Raw genomic sequence first — 16,019 nt, 5'->3', positions numbered from 1 at the left:
TTTATACGAGACCCCCCGGGCTGGTTGTGCCCCGGGCGGGGGCGGCCGCGGACGCCACGGGGGGGGCGCCCGCCCCGGCCGTTCCGCCGTTCCCGGCGCACTGGAAGGATGGGAGTTCAGGAAAGTTCAGCCGGCCGGAAGGGGCCGGCCGGGGTTGCGGGGGAATAGACCTGAGATGCGCCCCGGGAGGCAAGGGAGGATGGACAAGCCATGAGTGTCACGCTCGCCAAGGGTGGCAATGTTTCGCTCACGAAGGCCGCGCCGAACCTGACCCAGGTGCAGATCGGCCTCGGCTGGGATGCCCGGTCCACGACCGGCGCGCCCTTCGACCTCGACGCGAGCGCGCTGCTCTGCTCGGGCGGCCGGGTGCTGGGCGACGAGTACTTCGTCTTCTACAACAACCTCAAGAGCCCCGAGGGCTCGGTCGAGCACACCGGTGACAACCTGACCGGTGACGGCGACGGCGACGACGAGGTCGTCCTGGTCAACCTGGACCTCGTGCCGGCGCAGGTCGACAAGGTCGTCTTCCCGGTGTCCATCTACGACGCCGAGAACCGGTCGCAGAACTTCGGCCAGGTCCGCAACGCGTACATCCGGGTGGTCAACTCGGTGGACGGCCAGGAGATCGCCCGCTACGACCTCACCGAGGACGCGTCCAGCGAGACCGCGATGATCTTCGGCGAGCTGTACCGGTACGCGGGCGAGTGGAAGTTCCGCGCGGTGGGCCAGGGCTACGCCTCGGGCCTGCGGGGCATTGCTCTCGATTTCGGCGTAAACGTACAGTAAAGGCCGCGATCGCCGTGATCGCCCCGCCATGAACCCGAAAGGTAACCAAGTCCCGTGTTCCTCCGCACATTCGGCTGGTCATTCGCGATCACCGTTCTCGGACTGATCGCCGCAGGCCTGCTCTGGGGAGCCGAGGGATTCGGCATCGTGCTGATCCTCTCCATCCTGGAGATCTCCCTCTCGTTCGACAACGCGGTGGTCAACGCCACGGTGTTGAAGCGGATGAACCCGTACTGGCAGAAGATCTTCCTGACCGTCGGCGTGCTGATCGCCGTGTTCGGCATGCGACTGATCTTCCCGCTGCTGGTCGTTGGCCTCACCGCGCACCTCAACCCGGCGACGGTCATCGACCTCGCGATCCACAGCGACAAGACGTACGAGGGCCTCACCTACGGTCAGTACCTGGAGCAGGCCAACCCGGCCATCGCCGCCTTCGGCGGCGTCTTCCTGCTGATGATCTTCCTCGACTTCATCTTCGAGGAGAAGGACTACAACTGGCTGGCCTGGATCGAGCGCCCGCTGGAGAAGGTCGGCAAGCTGGAGGCGTTCTCCACCGTCGTCGCCCTGGTCACCCTGCTGCTGGCGTCCAACTTCTTCGCCGGTGAGCACGCCGAGACGGTGCTCCTCGCCGGTGTCCTCGGCCTCGTCACCTACCTCAGCGTCAACGGCCTCGCCTCGGTCTTCGAGTCGGGCCTGGAGGAGGAGGCCGAGAAGGAGGAGGAGGCCGAGAAGTCCGGCAAGTCGATCGTCCAGGTCGGCGGCAAGGCCGCGTTCTTCCTGTTCATGTACCTGGAGGTGCTGGACGCCTCGTTCTCCTTCGACGGCGTGGTCGGCGCGTTCGCGATCTCCAGCGACATCTTCCAGATCACCCTGGGCCTCGGCATCGGCGCGATGTACATCCGCTCGCTGACCGTCTTCCTGGTCCGCAAGGGCACCCTGGACGACTACGTCTACCTGGAGCACGGCGCGCACTACGCGATCGGTGCGCTCGCGGTCATCCTGATGGTCGGCATCGAGTACCACATCCCGGAGATCGTCACCGGCCTCATCGGCGTCGCCTTCATCGGCCTCGCCCTCGGCTCGTCGATCCTGCGCAACCGGCGCGACGGCGCCGGCGGCGGCGATGGCGACGGGGAGCGGGAGCTGGTGGGCAGCGCCCAGTAGCTCCCCCGTACGGCGCCACGGCGTCACAGCGGTACAGCACAGCACAACGCCGAACGGCCGTTCCTCCCGAGTGGGGAACGGCCGTTCGGCGTCGTGCGGGGTGGCTGCTCAGCCGAGCTGCTGCTCGATGGCGCGCAGCTTGCGCTCCAGCGAGTCCAGCTTGGGCATCGACAGGGTGTCGTCGTCCGGCGTCAGGTCGATGGTCGAGCTGCTGCGGTAGGACGAGGAGGCCGAGGAGGAGGCGGTGCTGCCGCCGACGGAGGTGCGCGGGCGGCGGCCGGTCTCCAGGGAGCCCAGCGAGGCCGGCTCCAGCGCGGAGGCGCCGGCGAGGGAGGAGGAAGCGTCCGCCTCGGCGGCTAGGGCAGGCTCCGTAGCGCTCGGGCCGTCTCCGGCGGAGGCGAGGGCGGGCACCTGGCGGCCGCTGCGGTTGCGGGAGAGCATGCCGCCCGACTGGCGGGAGATGGCCTTCAGCTCGGCGCGCTCGCGGCGGTCGGCGCTGCGGGCCCGCACCTTGGCGTCCAGCTTCGCCTGGCGCTCCTCGCGCACCTCCTCGACGGCCTCGTCCAGGCTGCGGACGTTCTCCAGCAGCATCAGCGACCAGGCGGCGTAGGTCTCGCGGGGGGCGCGCAGCCAGCGGACGATGCGGATCTGCGGCAGCGGGCGCGGCACCAGGCCCTGCTCGCGCAGGGCGGCCTTGCGGGTCTGCTTCAGCGCGCGGTCGAAGAGGATCGCGGCCGAGATCGACATGCCGGAGAAGAACTCGGGGGCGCCGTCGTGGGCCATGCCGCGCGGGGCGTGCACCCAGTTGAACCAGGCCGAGGCGATGGCGAACACCCAGACCAGCAGACGCGAGCCGAGCGCCGCGTCACCGTGGCTGGCCTCGCGGACGGCGAGCACCGAGCAGAACATCGCGGCGCCGTCCAGGCCGAACGGCACCAGGTACTCCCAGCCGTTCGACAGGCCGAGGTTCTCCTTGCCGAAGCCGACCAGGCCGTGGAAGGAGAGCGCGGCCGCGACGCCGGCGCAGCAGAACAGCAGGACGTAGGAGGAGATCCCGTAGATCATCTCCTTGCGCCGGCGGCGCTCCTCGCTGCGCTCCCAGGAGTCGCCGGACTCCTGCTTCCGGCTGTTGTTCTTGAAGCGCAGCGTCGCCACCAGGATGGCGGTGAACAGCAGGGCTGCGCCGCCGATGACGGTCCAGACCAGCTGTATGGAGGTCAGGTTCATTGCGGGTCGGGCCTCGGGTTTCCGCAGGGGACAGGTCACAGTGCGACACGGTGGTCAGGACTCGTCCCCGGGACCGGGCCTGACGGTGCGTCGTGGTCGGACGGGTGGCCCGGCACGCCCGGGACAAGGGGGCGCACGGGACACCTGTGCGGCTAGACGATATCGCGTCCGAAGTGGCGGCATGGTACGGGAGTCGGCCTTCGCCCCGCCAATCGACCCGCCGGTGTCCTGGCGGTGTCCCCGGAGCGGCCGCGGGTAGGGGAGTCCGGGTACCCGCGGGCGGGTTGATGCCCGATCATGGAGCGGCGGACCGTCAGAGCGACTGACGGGGCTGGGGGAGGACGGCATGGCCTCGATTTGGGAGTACCTGCGCGGGGAGCGGAACAGTCTCGACACCGGCGGTCAGTTCAAGGTCACCCTGACCAAGTCGTCGCCGCAGCACGCGATCACCGGTGCGGCGGCGACCACCGGCTACCTCTACGTCAACCTGCACTGGACCACCCGGACGGGCGCCGCGCGGGCGTCCGCCGGGGACACCGTGCGGCGGTTCTTCAGCCCGCGCATCTTCAGCCCGATGGAGCCGGACTCCAGCCAGAACGCGCAGGTCAACGTGGACCTCGACCTGGCCTGCATGTACGAGCTCGCGGACGGCAAGCGGGGGGTGGTGCAGCCGCTGGGGGGTCTCCTCGGGGATCTGCAGCACCCGCCGTACGTCAAGCTCAGCGGCGACGACCAGTACGGTGCGCCGTCCGGCGAGACGATGTACATCAACCTGGAGAAGAAGGACCAGTTCAAGCGGCTGCTGGTGTTCGTGTACATCTACGACGGCACGCCCGCCTTCGAGCAGACCAACGCGGTGGTGACGATCGTGCCGCAGTCCGGGCCGCGGATCGAGGTCAAGCTGGAGGAGCGGGCCCCGGCGGCGCGGTCCTGCGCGGTGGTGCTGATCGAGAACAGCGGGGACAACACGCTCACGGTGCGGCGCGAGGTGCGCTACGTCAACGGGTTCCAGGCGGACATCGACCGGCTGTACGGCTTCGGGATGCAGTGGCAGCGCGGGTACAAGCCGGAGTGAGCCCCGGCCCGGGGGACCGGGCGGGGGGGCAGGGGCGGCGGCAGGGAGCGGCTCAGCGGGGCTGGAACTGCGGGCCCTGCGGGGGCAGGGCGAACTCCTCGGCGGCGGGTGCCGGCGGCTGCTGCTGCACGGGGGGCGCGGTGTTCGGCGGCGGGTAGCCGTAGCCGCCCTGCTGCGGGGGCTGCGGCGTCTGCTGGGGGTAGCCGTAGCCCGGGGCCGCGGGCTGCTGGGGGTGGCCGTAGCCGCCCTGCTGCTGCGGGGCCTGCTGCGGGGCCTGCTGAGGCTGCGGCTGGGGGTAGCCGTAACCGGGCTGCCGGGTGGGCGGCGCGGTCGGGGCCGGCGGGACGTTCGGCGGCACCGTGGGCGGGTTGGGCGGCGGCGGGGGCGTGTTGGCGGGGACGCCGGCCGGCGTCCGGGTGGCCTGGGCGGCGGCCTGCGGCTGCGGGACGGCCGGGGCCAGGGTGAAGGTGCCCGGCTCGGGGCGGCCGGCCGGCCGGGGGTCGGGCAGCGCGGTCCGCGGGTCCGCGGCCGGGGCGGCGGGCGGTCCGGCCGGGGGCTGGGACCGGGCGGACCCGGTGCCCGGGTCGCCCTCGTCCTCGACGGTGATGCCGAAGTCGGTGGCCAGGCCGATCAGCCCGGACGCGTAGCCCTGGCCGACGGCCCGGAACTTCCAGGCGCCCGCCCGGCGGTACAGCTCGCCCGCGACCAGCGCGGTGACCTCGTCCCCGTCGGCCATCGCGAACTCGGCCAGCGGCGGCGCGCCCTCGCCGGCCGCCGCGTCGAACAGCTGCAGGCGCAGCCCGGCCACCGTGCGGAACGAGCCGCCCTCGGAGGAGCCGGCCAGCACCACCCGGTCGACGTGGGCCGACAGCTTGCCGAGTTCGACCTCGACGGTGTCGGTGATCTCGGTGCCGTCGGCGCTCTGCTGCTTGGGCAGGTGGCGCACCAGGCCGGACGGGTGGCGCGGCTGGTTGTAGAAGACGAAGTCGGCATCCGAACCGACCTTGCCGCCCGGGCCGAGCAGCAGGGCGGAGGCGTCCACGTCCGGCGCACCGGGCGTGGCGCTCCAGCGCAGCACGGCGCGGACCGCCGCCACCGGCAGTGCGATGTTGGCGCCCTTGGCCATCACGTGCGTCATAGCCGACCATCCTGCCTGTTCGCCACCCCTTCGGACAACGTGACCGGGGGAGGCGTCGTGGTGGGACTTTGCCAACGCTTGCGGTTTGTGAAGTGGAGGGTAACCTTCCGAGAATTCGCCATTGCGGAACCGGCATGCGCCCGGAGCCGTCCGTACGATGGGCGGGCGGGAGTCCTTCGGGGGTCGGTCGACGGTGACCGGCCGGAAGCGGGCCGGGAACCACGACGGCCGTCGAGCCGGTTGAACCGGGTGTCGCACCGGGGCTCGTCACCGCCCCTCCCCGCCTCCGCCGGACCGGCGGCCGAACTCCTGAGGAGAGCACCTTGCGCCACTTCGGCCACCTGGCGGACGACGTCCGCGACCGGCTCTTTCTCGTGGGGCCCGGGGAGTTCACCCCGGACGGCGACCCGGCCGTGCTGGCCACCGCGCTGGGCGCCACGCTCTACAGCCCGGCCACCCGGCCCACCCTGCGCGCGGACATCCGCAAGCAGGCCGCGCAGGGGGTCGTCTCGATGGTCCTCTGCCTGGAGGACGCCATCGCCGACCACGAGGTGCCGGACGCCGAGGCCAACCTGGTGGCCCAGCTGGGCGCGCTGTGGACGGAGGTCACGGAGGGTGGCGGAGCGGCCGGAGCCTCCACGGATTGCACACAGGATCTTCCCCTCCTCTTCATCAGAGTGCGGACCGCCGCCCAGCTCACCGACCTCGCCGAGCGGCTCGGACCGGCGATCGGCGTGCTCACCGGATTCGTGCTGCCCAAGTTCACCGAGGAGACCGGCGGGGAGTTCCTGGAGGCGCTCGCCGGGGCCGGGGCCGCCACCGGCCGCCGGTTGTTCGCCATGCCCGTGCTGGAGTCCCCCGAGCTCGCCCACCTGGAGACCCGCCGCGACCAGCTGTTCGGCATAGCCCGGCTGCTGGAGAAGCACCGCGAGCGGGTCCTCGCCGTCCGCCTCGGCGTGACCGACCTCTGCTCCGCCTACGGCCTGCGCCGCTCGCCCGACCTGACCGCGTACGACGTGGCCCTGGTCGCCTCGGTGATCGGCGACGTGGTCAATGTGCTCGGCCGCGCCGACGGCACCGGGTTCACCATCACCGGCCCGGTCTGGGAGTACTTCCCGGTCCAGGAGCGGATGTTCAAGCCGCAGCTGCGCCGCACCCCGTTCGCCGAGGCCGAGCCCTCCCGGGAGGCGGTCCGCCGGCGGATCATCGAGCACGACCTGGACGGGCTGATCCGCGAGATCGAACTCGACCGCGCCAACGGCCTGTTGGGCAAGACCTGCATCCACCCCAGCCATGTGCCCGCGGTGCACGCGCTGTCCGTCGTCACGCACGAGGAGTACAGCGACGCCCGGGACATCCTCCAGCAGGAGCGGGGCGGGGGCGGGGTGCTGCGCTCGGCGTACACCAACAAGATGAACGAGGCCAAGCCGCACCGGGCCTGGGCGGAGCGGGTGATGCTGCGCGCCGAGGTGTTCGGGGTGGCCCGCGAGGACGTCAGCTTCGCGGAGCTGCTGTCGGCCTGCCTCTGCCGCTGAGCTCCCCCGGCCCCTCCGGGCCCTGCGCCCGACCTTGTCCGGGCCGACCCTGTTCGGGCCGACCGGCCCTCCCCGACCGGCCCTCCCCGACCTTGCCCACCGCACCGCACCACCGAAAGCAGGACCCCTTCGTGACAGCAGCAGAGCAGCAGCGGACCGGAACGGAGCCGTCGGCCGGACCGCGGGAGTGGACCGGCCGCTGGGTGGCCGAGCGGGCCGGCGTCGCGCTGACCGGCTCCGAGCGCCTCCCCGAACTGGTCGGCCTGGCCCTGCGGGAGAACCGCAAGCGCGCCCACCTGCTGGTCTCCACCGTGCTCGGCAAGCACGTGCCGCAGCGCCCCGCCGTGGTGCACGGCGCCGGCCTCGAACTCGGCCGCCGGGTCCGCGAGCTGCTCGGCCCGCTCGGCGGGCGGGCCCTCGCCGACGCCGTGGTGCTCGGCTACGCCGAGACCGCCACCGGCCTCGGCCACAGTGTCGCCGACGGACTGGACGCCCCCTACCTGCACTCCACCCGGCGCCCGGTGCCCGGGCTCGCCCCGCTCGGCGGGTTCGAGGAGGAGCACTCGCACGCCACCTCCCACCTGCTGCTGCCCGCCGACCCCGGGCTGCTCGCCGGCGACGGCCCGCTCGTCCTGGTGGACGACGAGTTCTCCACCGGCACCACCGTGCTCAACACCATCCGCGCCCTGCACGCCCGCCACCCGCGCGAGCACTACGTGGTGGTCGCCCTGGTCGACCTGCGCGGCGCCGAGGACCGGCGGCGGCTCGCCGACACCGCCGCCGAACTCGGCGTCCGGCTCGACCTGGTGGCGCTGGCCGGCGGCGGCGTCGAGCTGCCCGCGGACATCCTGGACCGGGCCGAGCGGCTGATCGCCGAGGCCGGACCGGCCCCCGAGCCGCCGGCCGCCCCGGCCGCGCCGCTGGTGCGGGTCGAGCTGGCCTGGCCGGACGGGCTGCCCGACGGTGGGCGGCACGGCTTCACCCCGGAGCACCGGGCCCGGCTGGAGGAGGCGCTGCCGGCGCTGGCCGAGCAGCTGGCGGCGGCCGTCGAGGGCGACGCGGTCGACGGCGACGCGGTCGGCGGGGGCTCGGTCGATGGGGGCTCGGTCGATGGGGGCTCCGGCACCGGCGGGCGGGTGCTGGTGCTCGGCTTCGAGGAGCTGATGTACGCGCCGCTGCGCCTGGCCGGCGCGCTGGCCGAGCGGCTCCCCGGCGGGGCCGACCGCGTCCACAGCTCGACCACCACCCGCTCTCCCGTCCTCGCGGTCGACGACCCCGGCTACGCCATCCGCACCCGGCTGGCCTTCCCCGCCCACGACGACCCGGCCGACGACTCCTCGCGCGAGCGCTACGTCTACAACGTCGCCCCCGGCGCCGACCCGGCCCGCCGCTTCGGCACCGTGGTCCTGGTGGTCGACGACATCGCCGACACCCCGGCCCTGCACGAGGGCGAGCGCGCCCTGATCGGCCAGCTGCGGCGCGTCACCGACCGGGTGGTGCTCGCCGTGCTGCCCTCCCACCGGCCCACCGCGCTCCCGCAGCCGCTGTACGGCCCGGCGTTCTCCTCCTACCGGGCCGACGAGGTGGCCTGGCTGCTCAAGGACCTCTCCGAGGTCGCCCTGGAGGCACCCACCGAGGAGCGCGAGGAGGCCGTGCAGCGCGGCGGCGCCCACTACGCCGAGTCACTGCCGGTCGAGTACCAGCCGAGCCCCGAGTACCAGGAGCTGTTCCACCAGGCCCTGCGCGCCTCCGCCCGGCGGATCGCGCTCGCCGTCGGCACCGTCGCCGAGACCCTGCTGCGCGAGCGCGGCCCCGGCCTGGTGCTGGCCTCGCTGGCCCGGGCCGGCACGCCCGTCGGCGTCCTGATCCGCCGCTGGCTCGCCGCCGGACACGGCGTCGACGCCCCGCACTACGCCGTCTCCATCGTCCGCGGCCGCGGCATCGACCCGGTCGCCCTGCGCTACCTGGACGCCCACCACCGGGCGGCCGACGTGGTGTTCGTCGACGGCTGGACCGGCAAGGGCGCGATCACCCGCGAACTCGCCGAGGCGCTCGCCGGCACCGGCTTCGAACCCGGCCTCGCCGTCCTCGCCGACCCCGGCCGCTGCGTGTCCACCTTCGGCACCCGGGACGACTTCCTGATCCCCTCCGCCTGCCTCAACTCGACCGTCTCCGGCCTGGTCTCGCGCACCGTGCTGCGCGCCGACCTGATCGGCCCGAACGACTTCCACGGCGCCAAGCACTACACCGAGCTGGCCGGCGCCGACGTCTCCGGCGCCTTCCTGGACACCGTCGCCGACCACTTCGCGGACGTCCGGGCCGAGGCCGTCGAGGCGGCCGGGCGGTTCCTCTCCGCCGAGCACGCGGCGGAGCGCGCCCCCGACTGGGCCGGCTGGGCCGCCGTCGAGCGGATCAGCGCCGAGTTCGGCATCGACGACGTCAACCTGGTCAAGCCCGGCGTCGGCGAGACCACCCGGGTCATGCTGCGCCGCGTCCCCTGGCGGGTGCTGGCCCGGCGCGGCGCGGGCGCCGACCTCGACCACGTCCGGCTGCTCGCCGCCCAGCGGGGGGTCCCGGTCGAGGAGGTGGACGACCTGCCGTACTCGTGCGTCGGCCTCATCCACCCCCGCTACACCCGGGGGGCGACCGGCGCCTCCGGTACGGCCGTCCTGGTGAAGGAGTCCTGAGCCCCGATGACTGGTTACCTGAGCGGTGGCATGAACGGCGGAGCCGCGGGCCGCTTCCTCGTCGCGAGCGACCTCGACCGCACCCTGATCTACTCCAACCGGGCCCTGGCCCTCGACGTGCCGGACCGGCTCGCGCCGCGCCTGCTCTCGGTCGAGGTGCACGACGGCAAGGCGCTCTCGTTCATGACCGAGCAGGCCGCCGAGCTGCTCGTGGAACTCACCCGGGAGGCGGTGCTCGTCCCCGCCACCACCCGCACCCGGGCCCAGTACGAGCGGGTCAACCTGCCCGGGCCCACGCCCGGCTGGGTCCCGCCGTACGCCATCTGCGCCAACGGCGGGCGGCTGCTCGTCGACGGCGTGCCGGACACCGACTGGGAGGACGAGATGGCCGCCCGGCTGGCCGCCGGGGCGGCGCCGCTGGCCGAGGTGGTCGAGCACCTGGCGCTCTGCGCCGACCCCGAGTGGACGCACAAGCGGCGGGTCGCCGACGAGCTGTTCGCCTACCTGGTCGTCGAGCGCGCCGAGCTGCCGGAGGGCTGGCTCGCGGAGCTCACCGGCTGGTGCGCCGAGCGCGGCTGGACCGTCTCGCTCCAGGGCCGCAAGGTGTACGCCGTGCCGGCGCCGCTCAGCAAGAGCGCGGCGCTGGCCGAGGTCGTCCGGCGGGTGGGCGGGGCCACCGTGCTCTCCGCCGGGGACTCCCTGCTCGACGCCGACCTGCTGCGCGCCGCCGACGCCGCCTGGCGCCCCGGGCACGGCGAGCTGGCCGACACCGGGTGGACGGCGCCCGGCGTCACCGTCCTCGACGAGGTGGGCGTGGCGGCGGGCGAGGAGATCGTCCGCCGCTTCCTGGCCCGGGTGCGCGGCGAGGCCGTCGAGGCCGACGCCGCGGCGGTCGGGGCGTCCTAGCTGGTCGGGGCGTCCTGGTCGGGGTGTCCTAGGGGGCGGCCCGACACGCCCCCGGCTGGTCAGCCGCAGCAGCCGCCGCCGCAGCAGCCCCCGCCGCCACCGGCCGACGGGGCCTGCTGCGGCGCGCCGCCGGCGGAGGCGGCGCCGGTGACGGCGACGGTCGACAGCAGCTTCACGGTGTCCTGGTGGCCCTGCGGGCAGACGGCGGGGTCGCCCGCCTGCGCCATCGGGCGGCGGAGCTCGAAGGTGGCGCCACAGGCGCGGCAGCGGAAGTCATAACGAGGCATGTCCGCCAGCGTATCCGCGTCGCCGTCCGGTCGGCAGGCCCGCCGGCCCACTGCCGTGCCTGGTTGCCCTGCCACCAGTTGCTACCGCGCCGCCGTGCCGCCGTGCCGCCGTGCCGCCCTGCCGTCTCGCTGTCCGGGCTACCGCACTCCGCCGCCGAGCTCGCCGCGGATCAGCTCCACCACGTCGGCCGCCGTCTCCCGCGCCCCGGCCAGCTCGGTCAGGAAGCGCCAGTAGTCCGGGTGCCGCCCGGCCGACTCCAGCTCCGCCAGCGCGCGGTCCACCCGGGCCACCGCCGCGTCCAGCGGTCCCGCGTGCCGCGGGTCCGGCGCGTGCCGCCCGGCCATCGCGAGGCGCTGGGCGTCCCGCAGCGCGAACCGGGCCCGCTCGACCTCCTTGTGCGGGTCGATCTGCACCTCGTTCAGCTGCCGCAGCCGGTCGTTCACCGCGACCACCGACCCGTCCGCCGCGTCCAGCAGCGCGCGCACCGTGCCCAGCGCGCCGGTGGCGTCCGCCCAGCGCTGCTCGTCCCGGGCCCGGGCGGCCTCGGCGAGCTTGCCCTCGGCGGCCCGCCCGGTCTCCGCGACCTGGTCCGGCACCCGCTGGAGGTCCTGCCAGCACGCGGTGGCGAACCGCCGGCGCAGCTCGCTCAGCGCCGGTTCCACCGTCCCGGCCTTGGTCTCCAGCGCCTGGATCCTGGTCCGCAGGCTGGCCACCCGCCGGTCGATCTCCCGCGCCCGCTCCGGCAGCTGCCCGGCCTCCGCCGCGATCGCCTCCGCGCGCTCCCGCACCCGCTCGGCCCGCTCCAGGGTGCCCGGCACCCCGTGCTGCGCCACGCCCTCGTTCAGCCGCCCCAGCTCCGGCGCCAGCTCCGCCAGCCGCGCCGCCAGCTCGTCCGCCCGCAGCCCGGCGCCGCGCGCGGTGTCCAGCGCGTTGCTGGCGTCCAGCAGCGCCCGCCTGGCCTGCTCGATCGCCGGGGTCACTCGCATCAGCTGCTGCTCGGCCCGGTCCAGCGTCGGGCGCAGCTTGCGCAGGAAGTCGTTCAGCTCCGCGAGCGCCGAGCCGAGCTGCCCCTTCACGTCGTCGAGCTGGTGCTTGGCGCGGGCGGCCGCCCCGGACTCCAGGTCCTCCGCGTCGAGGTCGTGCGCGTCGAGGGCGGCCAGGTAGTTCACGGTCACCTGGTCGACCCGGCCGGAGATCGCCTCGAAGTCCGCCACCGCGCGCCGCACCGTCGCACCGTCCCCGGCGGAGCGCACCGTCTCCACCGCCAGCCGCGCCTCGCGCTGCGTGGAGTCCACGTCGTAGAACGCCTGCTGCGCCGCGTCCCGTGCCGCCCGGGCGTCCGCCCGCATGCCGTCCCCGCCGCGCCGCCCCCACCAGCCCCCGCCGGTCCCGAACGACGCCGCCCCGGCGGCCCCCAGCGCACCCGCGAAGACCAGCGGCAGCACCAGCGCCTCGGCCACTCCGCTCCCCGGCCACCGCCGCCCCCGCCCGCCTCCGCCGGCCACCCTCACTGCGCGCTCCCTGGTTCCCGACCGTTGATCCACCGCCCATTCTTCCCGATCCGCCCGCCGCACCGGCACCCCACCCGCCCCGCCCCCGACCACCCCCGCCCCACCACCCCGCCGGACCAGGTACCCTAAGCATTCGTCGTGCGCCCGAAACCGGGTCCCGCACGACCGGGGGCGCGTAGCTCAGCGGTAGAGCGCTGCTCTTACAAAGCAGATGTCGGCGGTTCGAAACCGTCCGCGCCCACCGATGCGAAGGGCCGGTCCGGAGGCTGGGAGCCTCCGGGCCGGCCCTTCGGTGGTTCGGGGGTCAGGGGAGGCGGGTTTCGAGGATGCGGAGGGTGTCGGAGACGGGGATGCTGCGGGTGGGGCGGAGGCCGGCGCGGGTGGCGAGGGTGCGGTAGTCGGACTCGGGGCGGTCCTGGCCGCCGACGAGGACGGTGAGGAGGAGGCCGCGGAAGAGGGCCTCCTGGTCGGATTCGTCGTCGACCATGCCCTCGATGAGGAGGAGGGTGGAGTCGGGGCGCATGGCCTCGCGGATGCGTTCGAGGATGCGGACGATGGTGTCGTCGTCCCAGTCGTGCAGGGCGCGCTTGATGGTGTAGACGTCGGCGCCGGGCGGGACGGACTCGAAGAAGTCGCCGGCCAGCACCTCGTAGCGGCCGTCGACGCCGGAGGCGGCGAGGAGGTCCTCGGCGAGCGGGACGGTCTCGGGGCGCTCCAGGATGGTGCCGCGCAGGGCGGGGTTCTCGGTGAGGACGGCGGCGAGGAGGCTGCCGAGGCCGCCGGCGACGTCGACCACGTGGCGGGCGGCGGAGAAGTCGTAGGCGCGGGCGGTGGCGGTGCTCTCGGCGACGGAGACGGCGCTCATGGCGGCGTTGAAGCGCCGCTTGGCGTCCGGGTCGGTCTTGGTCAGCTCCCAGAAGGAGACGCCGTCGTTGGCCACCTCGAAGGAGGACTCGCCGGTGCGCACCGAGTGCAGGAGGTCGCCCCAGGCGGCCCAGTGCCAGTTGGCGGCCATGAAGCGGGCGTCGGTGGACTCGGGGTTGGCGGGCTCGCTGACCAGGACGGCGGAGAGCGGGCTCTGCTCGTAGGTCTGTCCGTCCGGCAGGCGGTGGAAGACGCCGAAGGTGGTGAGCACGCGCAGCAGGCGGCCCAGGGTGGGGGCGTGGGTGCCGGTGAGCTCGGCGAGTTCGGCGACGCCGCGCGGGCCGGCGACCAGCAGGTCGGGGATGCCGAGTTCGGTGGCGACGTGGATGGCGCGGGCCCGCCACGCTCCCTGGAGCAGGGCGACCATGTCCTTGTGGGGGTCGAGGGGCTCGGGCTGCTGGGGCATGCGGCTCTCCGGGGGGTCGCGGGGACGGGGGCGGGGGAGGGCACGGGGCCGGCCCGCGTCGCGGGACGGCCCCGGGGTGGTGCTGCGCGGTGGGCTCCGGCGGGATGCCGTGGTGAACGGGCCCGCAGGTCCTACGAGTCGGCCTCCCGCGCGGCCGTCGGCGGCGGGCCCGCCATGCCGGCCGTGAGCGTGCTGCCGTCGGCCGGGTCGATGAGCAGGAACGAGCCGTTCCGGCGCGATCGGGCGTACGGGTCGACCGGGAGCGGTTCGGCGGTGCGCAGCGTGAGCCGGCCGAGGTCGTTGGCGTCCAGCCGGTCGTGCGCCGGGAACGGGCGCAGGCCGTCCGGGTCGAGCCGGGCCGGGATCGCGGTGACCAGGGCCGGGACGGTCCGGGTGCCGTGTTTGACGAGGACCCGGTCGCCGGTGCGCAGCGGGCGGTCGTGCAGGTGGCAGGCGGTGGCCTCGACGGTGCGGACCGGGCGGGGCGCGGAGTCGACGGGGGCGAGGAGGTCGCCCCGGGCCACGTCGAGGTCGTCGGCCAGCCGGACGGTGACGGACTGCGGGGCGCGGGCGGCCGCCACCGGGGTGCCGAGCGCGTCGATCGCGGTGATCGTGCTGGTCAGGCCGGACGGCAGGACGGCGACCCGGTCGCCGACGCGCAGGGTTCCGGCCGCGATCCGACCGGCGTAGCCGCGCCCGCCGTGGCGGATCACGTACTGGACCGGGAGGCGGGCCGGGGCGTCCTCGGGCTCGCCGGCGGCGGGGACGGTCTCCAGGTGCTCCAGCAGGGTCGGCCCGCCGTACCAGTCCATCCGCCGGGACGGGGTGACGACGTTGTCGCCGTCGCGGGCCGAGATCGGGATCGCGGTGACCGAGCCGATGCCCAGGGAGTCCGCGAGGGCGGCGAACCGGTCGGCGACGGCGGCGAACGCCGGCTCCGCGCAGTCGACCAGGTCCATCTTGTTGACGGCGAGCAGGAGCCGGGGCACCCGCAGCAGGGCGGCGACGGCGGCGTGCCGCCGGGTCTGTTCGACGACGCCGTGCCGGACGTCGGTGAGGATCACCATGAGCTCGGCGGTCGAGGCGCCGGTCACCATGTTGCGGGTGTACTGGACGTGTCCCGGGGTGTCGGCGAGGACGAACCGCCGCCTGGGGGTGGCGAAGTAGCGGTAGGCGACGTCGATGGTGATGCCCTGTTCGCGCTCGGCGCGCAGCCCGTCGGTGAGCAGGGCGAGGTCCGGTTCGGCGAGGCCGCGCACCCGCGAGGCGTGTTCGACGGCGGCCAGCTGGTCGGCGAGCACCGACTTGGAGTCGTGCAGCAGGCGCCCGGCGAGGGTGGACTTGCCGTCGTCGACGGAGCCCGCGGTGGCGAAGCGCAGCAGCGAGGCGGCGGCGGGGGCGTCCGGCGCGAGGGCGTCCGGGGCGGGGGCGGGGGTGTTCGGGACGCCGGCCATCAGAAGTACCCCTCCCTCTTGCGGTCCTCCATGGCGGCCTCGGAGAGCCGGTCGTCGGCGCGGGTGGCGCCGCGTTCGGTGAGCCGGGAGGCGCTGATCTCGGCGATCACCGCGGCCACCGTGGTGGCGCCCGACTCGACGGCGCCGGTGCACGCCATGTCGCCGACCGTGCGGTAGCGGACCTGGCGCTTCTCGGGGCGCTCGTCGGGCCGGGGGCCGCCCCAGTCGCCGGCGGTCAGCCACATGCCGTCGCGGCGGAAGACCTCGCGCCGGTGGGCGAAGTAGATGTCGGGCAGGTCGATCCGCTCGCGCTCGACGTACTGCCAGACGTCCAGTTCGGTCCAGTTGGAGAGCGGGAAGACCCGGACGTGCTCGCCGGGGCCGTGCCGGCCGTTGTACAGCTGCCAGAGCTCGGGGCGCTGGCGCCGAGGGTCCCAGCCGCCGAACTCGTCGCGCAGGCTGAACACGCGCTCCTTGGCGCGGGCCTTCTCCTCGTCGCGGCGGGCGCCGCCGAACACCGCGTCGAAGCGATGCCGTTCGAGGGCGCGGCGCAGCGCGTGGGTCTGCAGCGGGTTGCGGCTGCCGTCCGGGCGCTCGGCCAACTCGCCCCGGTCGATGGCCTCCTGGACCGAGGCGACGTGCAGTTCCAGGCCGTGGGCGGCGACCGTGCGGTCGCGGTAGGCGAGCACCTCGGGGAAGTTGTGGCCGGTGTCGACGTGCAGCAGCGGGAAGGGCAGCGGGGCGGGCGCGAAGGCCTTGCGGGCCAGGTGGAGCGCCACCGCGGAGTCCTTGCCGCCGGAGAACAGCAGCACCGGGCGCTCCGACTCGCCGACCGCCTCGCGGACGATGTGCACGGCCTCGGACTCCAGTTCGGCCAGGTGCGGCAGGTCCGGCGGCGGTCCGGGCGGGCCGAACGGG

The 16,019-nt window shown here is 74.3% G+C and carries 13 protein-coding genes and 1 tRNA gene; 7 read left to right on the top strand and 7 right to left on the bottom strand.

Annotation, left to right across the window (positions count from 1 at the left end; genetic code table 11):
- The first annotated feature begins 210 nt into the window (after positions 1 to 210).
- Positions 211 to 786 carry a TerD family protein gene (locus ACFVFS_RS35215; RefSeq protein WP_380285005.1) on the top strand — a complete coding sequence of 192 codons (576 nt, stop codon included), beginning with the start codon at positions 211 to 213 and terminating at the stop codon, positions 784 to 786.
- A 54-nt stretch (positions 787 to 840) separates the two neighbouring features.
- Positions 841 to 1,950: a DUF475 domain-containing protein gene (locus ACFVFS_RS35210; protein WP_380628957.1), complete on the top strand. Its 1,110-nt coding sequence runs from the start codon at positions 841 to 843 to the stop codon at positions 1,948 to 1,950.
- 108 nt (positions 1,951 to 2,058) lie between these two features.
- Here ACFVFS_RS35210 and ACFVFS_RS35205 read toward each other — a convergent pair whose 3' ends face one another.
- The gene (locus tag ACFVFS_RS35205) at positions 2,059 to 3,177 is read right to left on the bottom strand and encodes a DUF2637 domain-containing protein (protein ID WP_380628955.1); all 1,119 of its coding nucleotides are present in this window, start codon (positions 3,175 to 3,177) and stop codon (positions 2,059 to 2,061) included.
- Between the two features lie 346 nt (positions 3,178 to 3,523).
- On the opposite strand from ACFVFS_RS35205, the gene ACFVFS_RS35200 reads away from it, so the two are divergent.
- Positions 3,524 to 4,252 (top strand): Tellurium resistance, encoded by a 729-nt coding sequence (locus ACFVFS_RS35200; RefSeq protein ID WP_380628954.1) that lies wholly within the window; start codon positions 3,524 to 3,526, stop codon positions 4,250 to 4,252.
- Between the two features lie 52 nt (positions 4,253 to 4,304).
- Here the strand turns inward: ACFVFS_RS35200 and ACFVFS_RS35195 are convergent, their stop codons facing one another.
- A complete protein-coding gene (locus ACFVFS_RS35195; RefSeq protein ID WP_380628953.1) occupies positions 4,305 to 5,390 on the bottom strand; it encodes a TerD family protein in 1,086 nt (361 codons plus the stop codon).
- Positions 5,391 to 5,713: 323 nt separating this feature from the next.
- Here ACFVFS_RS35195 and ACFVFS_RS35190 point away from each other — a divergent pair, with 323 nt between their 5' ends.
- From ACFVFS_RS35190 to ACFVFS_RS35180, 3 genes are all read left to right on the top strand, one after another.
- Complete coding sequence (locus ACFVFS_RS35190) at positions 5,714 to 6,925, top strand: HpcH/HpaI aldolase/citrate lyase family protein (protein WP_380628952.1); 1,212 nt, start codon at positions 5,714 to 5,716, stop codon at positions 6,923 to 6,925.
- A gap of 131 nt (positions 6,926 to 7,056) precedes the next feature.
- The gene (locus ACFVFS_RS35185) at positions 7,057 to 9,612 is read left to right on the top strand and encodes a phosphoribosyltransferase (protein WP_380628951.1); all 2,556 of its coding nucleotides are present in this window, start codon (positions 7,057 to 7,059) and stop codon (positions 9,610 to 9,612) included.
- Between the two features lie 6 nt (positions 9,613 to 9,618).
- Positions 9,619 to 10,518 (top strand): HAD family hydrolase, encoded by a 900-nt coding sequence (locus tag ACFVFS_RS35180; RefSeq protein ID WP_380628950.1) that lies wholly within the window; start codon positions 9,619 to 9,621, stop codon positions 10,516 to 10,518.
- Between the two features lie 59 nt (positions 10,519 to 10,577).
- On the opposite strand, the gene ACFVFS_RS35175 is transcribed toward ACFVFS_RS35180, so the two are convergent.
- Positions 10,578 to 10,805 (bottom strand): zinc ribbon domain-containing protein, encoded by a 228-nt coding sequence (locus ACFVFS_RS35175; RefSeq protein ID WP_350562014.1) that lies wholly within the window; start codon positions 10,803 to 10,805, stop codon positions 10,578 to 10,580.
- 138 nt (positions 10,806 to 10,943) lie between these two features.
- Positions 10,944 to 12,266 carry a hypothetical protein gene (locus ACFVFS_RS35170; protein WP_380628949.1) on the bottom strand — a complete coding sequence of 441 codons (1,323 nt, stop codon included), beginning with the start codon at positions 12,264 to 12,266 and terminating at the stop codon, positions 10,944 to 10,946.
- A gap of 220 nt (positions 12,267 to 12,486) precedes the next feature.
- On the opposite strand from ACFVFS_RS35170, the gene ACFVFS_RS35165 reads away from it, so the two are divergent.
- Positions 12,487 to 12,558 (top strand) — tRNA-Val (locus ACFVFS_RS35165).
- Between the two features lie 63 nt (positions 12,559 to 12,621).
- On the opposite strand, the gene ACFVFS_RS35160 is transcribed toward ACFVFS_RS35165, so the two are convergent.
- The 3 genes from ACFVFS_RS35160 to cysD form a co-directional block, all read right to left on the bottom strand.
- Positions 12,622 to 13,647: a methyltransferase gene (locus ACFVFS_RS35160; RefSeq protein ID WP_380628948.1), complete on the bottom strand. Its 1,026-nt coding sequence runs from the start codon at positions 13,645 to 13,647 to the stop codon at positions 12,622 to 12,624.
- Positions 13,648 to 13,778: 131 nt separating this feature from the next.
- Positions 13,779 to 15,101 carry a sulfate adenylyltransferase subunit 1 gene (locus ACFVFS_RS35155; RefSeq protein ID WP_380628947.1) on the bottom strand — a complete coding sequence of 441 codons (1,323 nt, stop codon included), beginning with the start codon at positions 15,099 to 15,101 and terminating at the stop codon, positions 13,779 to 13,781.
- Positions 15,101 to 15,988, bottom strand: coding sequence for a sulfate adenylyltransferase subunit CysD (gene cysD / locus ACFVFS_RS35150; protein ID WP_380628959.1), 888 nt, complete (start codon positions 15,986 to 15,988; stop codon positions 15,101 to 15,103). Before cysD ends, ACFVFS_RS35155 begins: the two co-directional genes overlap by 1 nt.
- Positions 15,989 to 16,019: the final 31 nt, after the last annotated feature.

Source organism: Kitasatospora sp. NPDC057692 (assembly GCF_042799475.1).
In the GTDB taxonomy this organism is placed as follows: Bacteria; Actinomycetota; Actinomycetes; order Streptomycetales; family Streptomycetaceae; genus Kitasatospora.
This window is presented reverse-complemented; position numbering and strand designations above follow the sequence as displayed.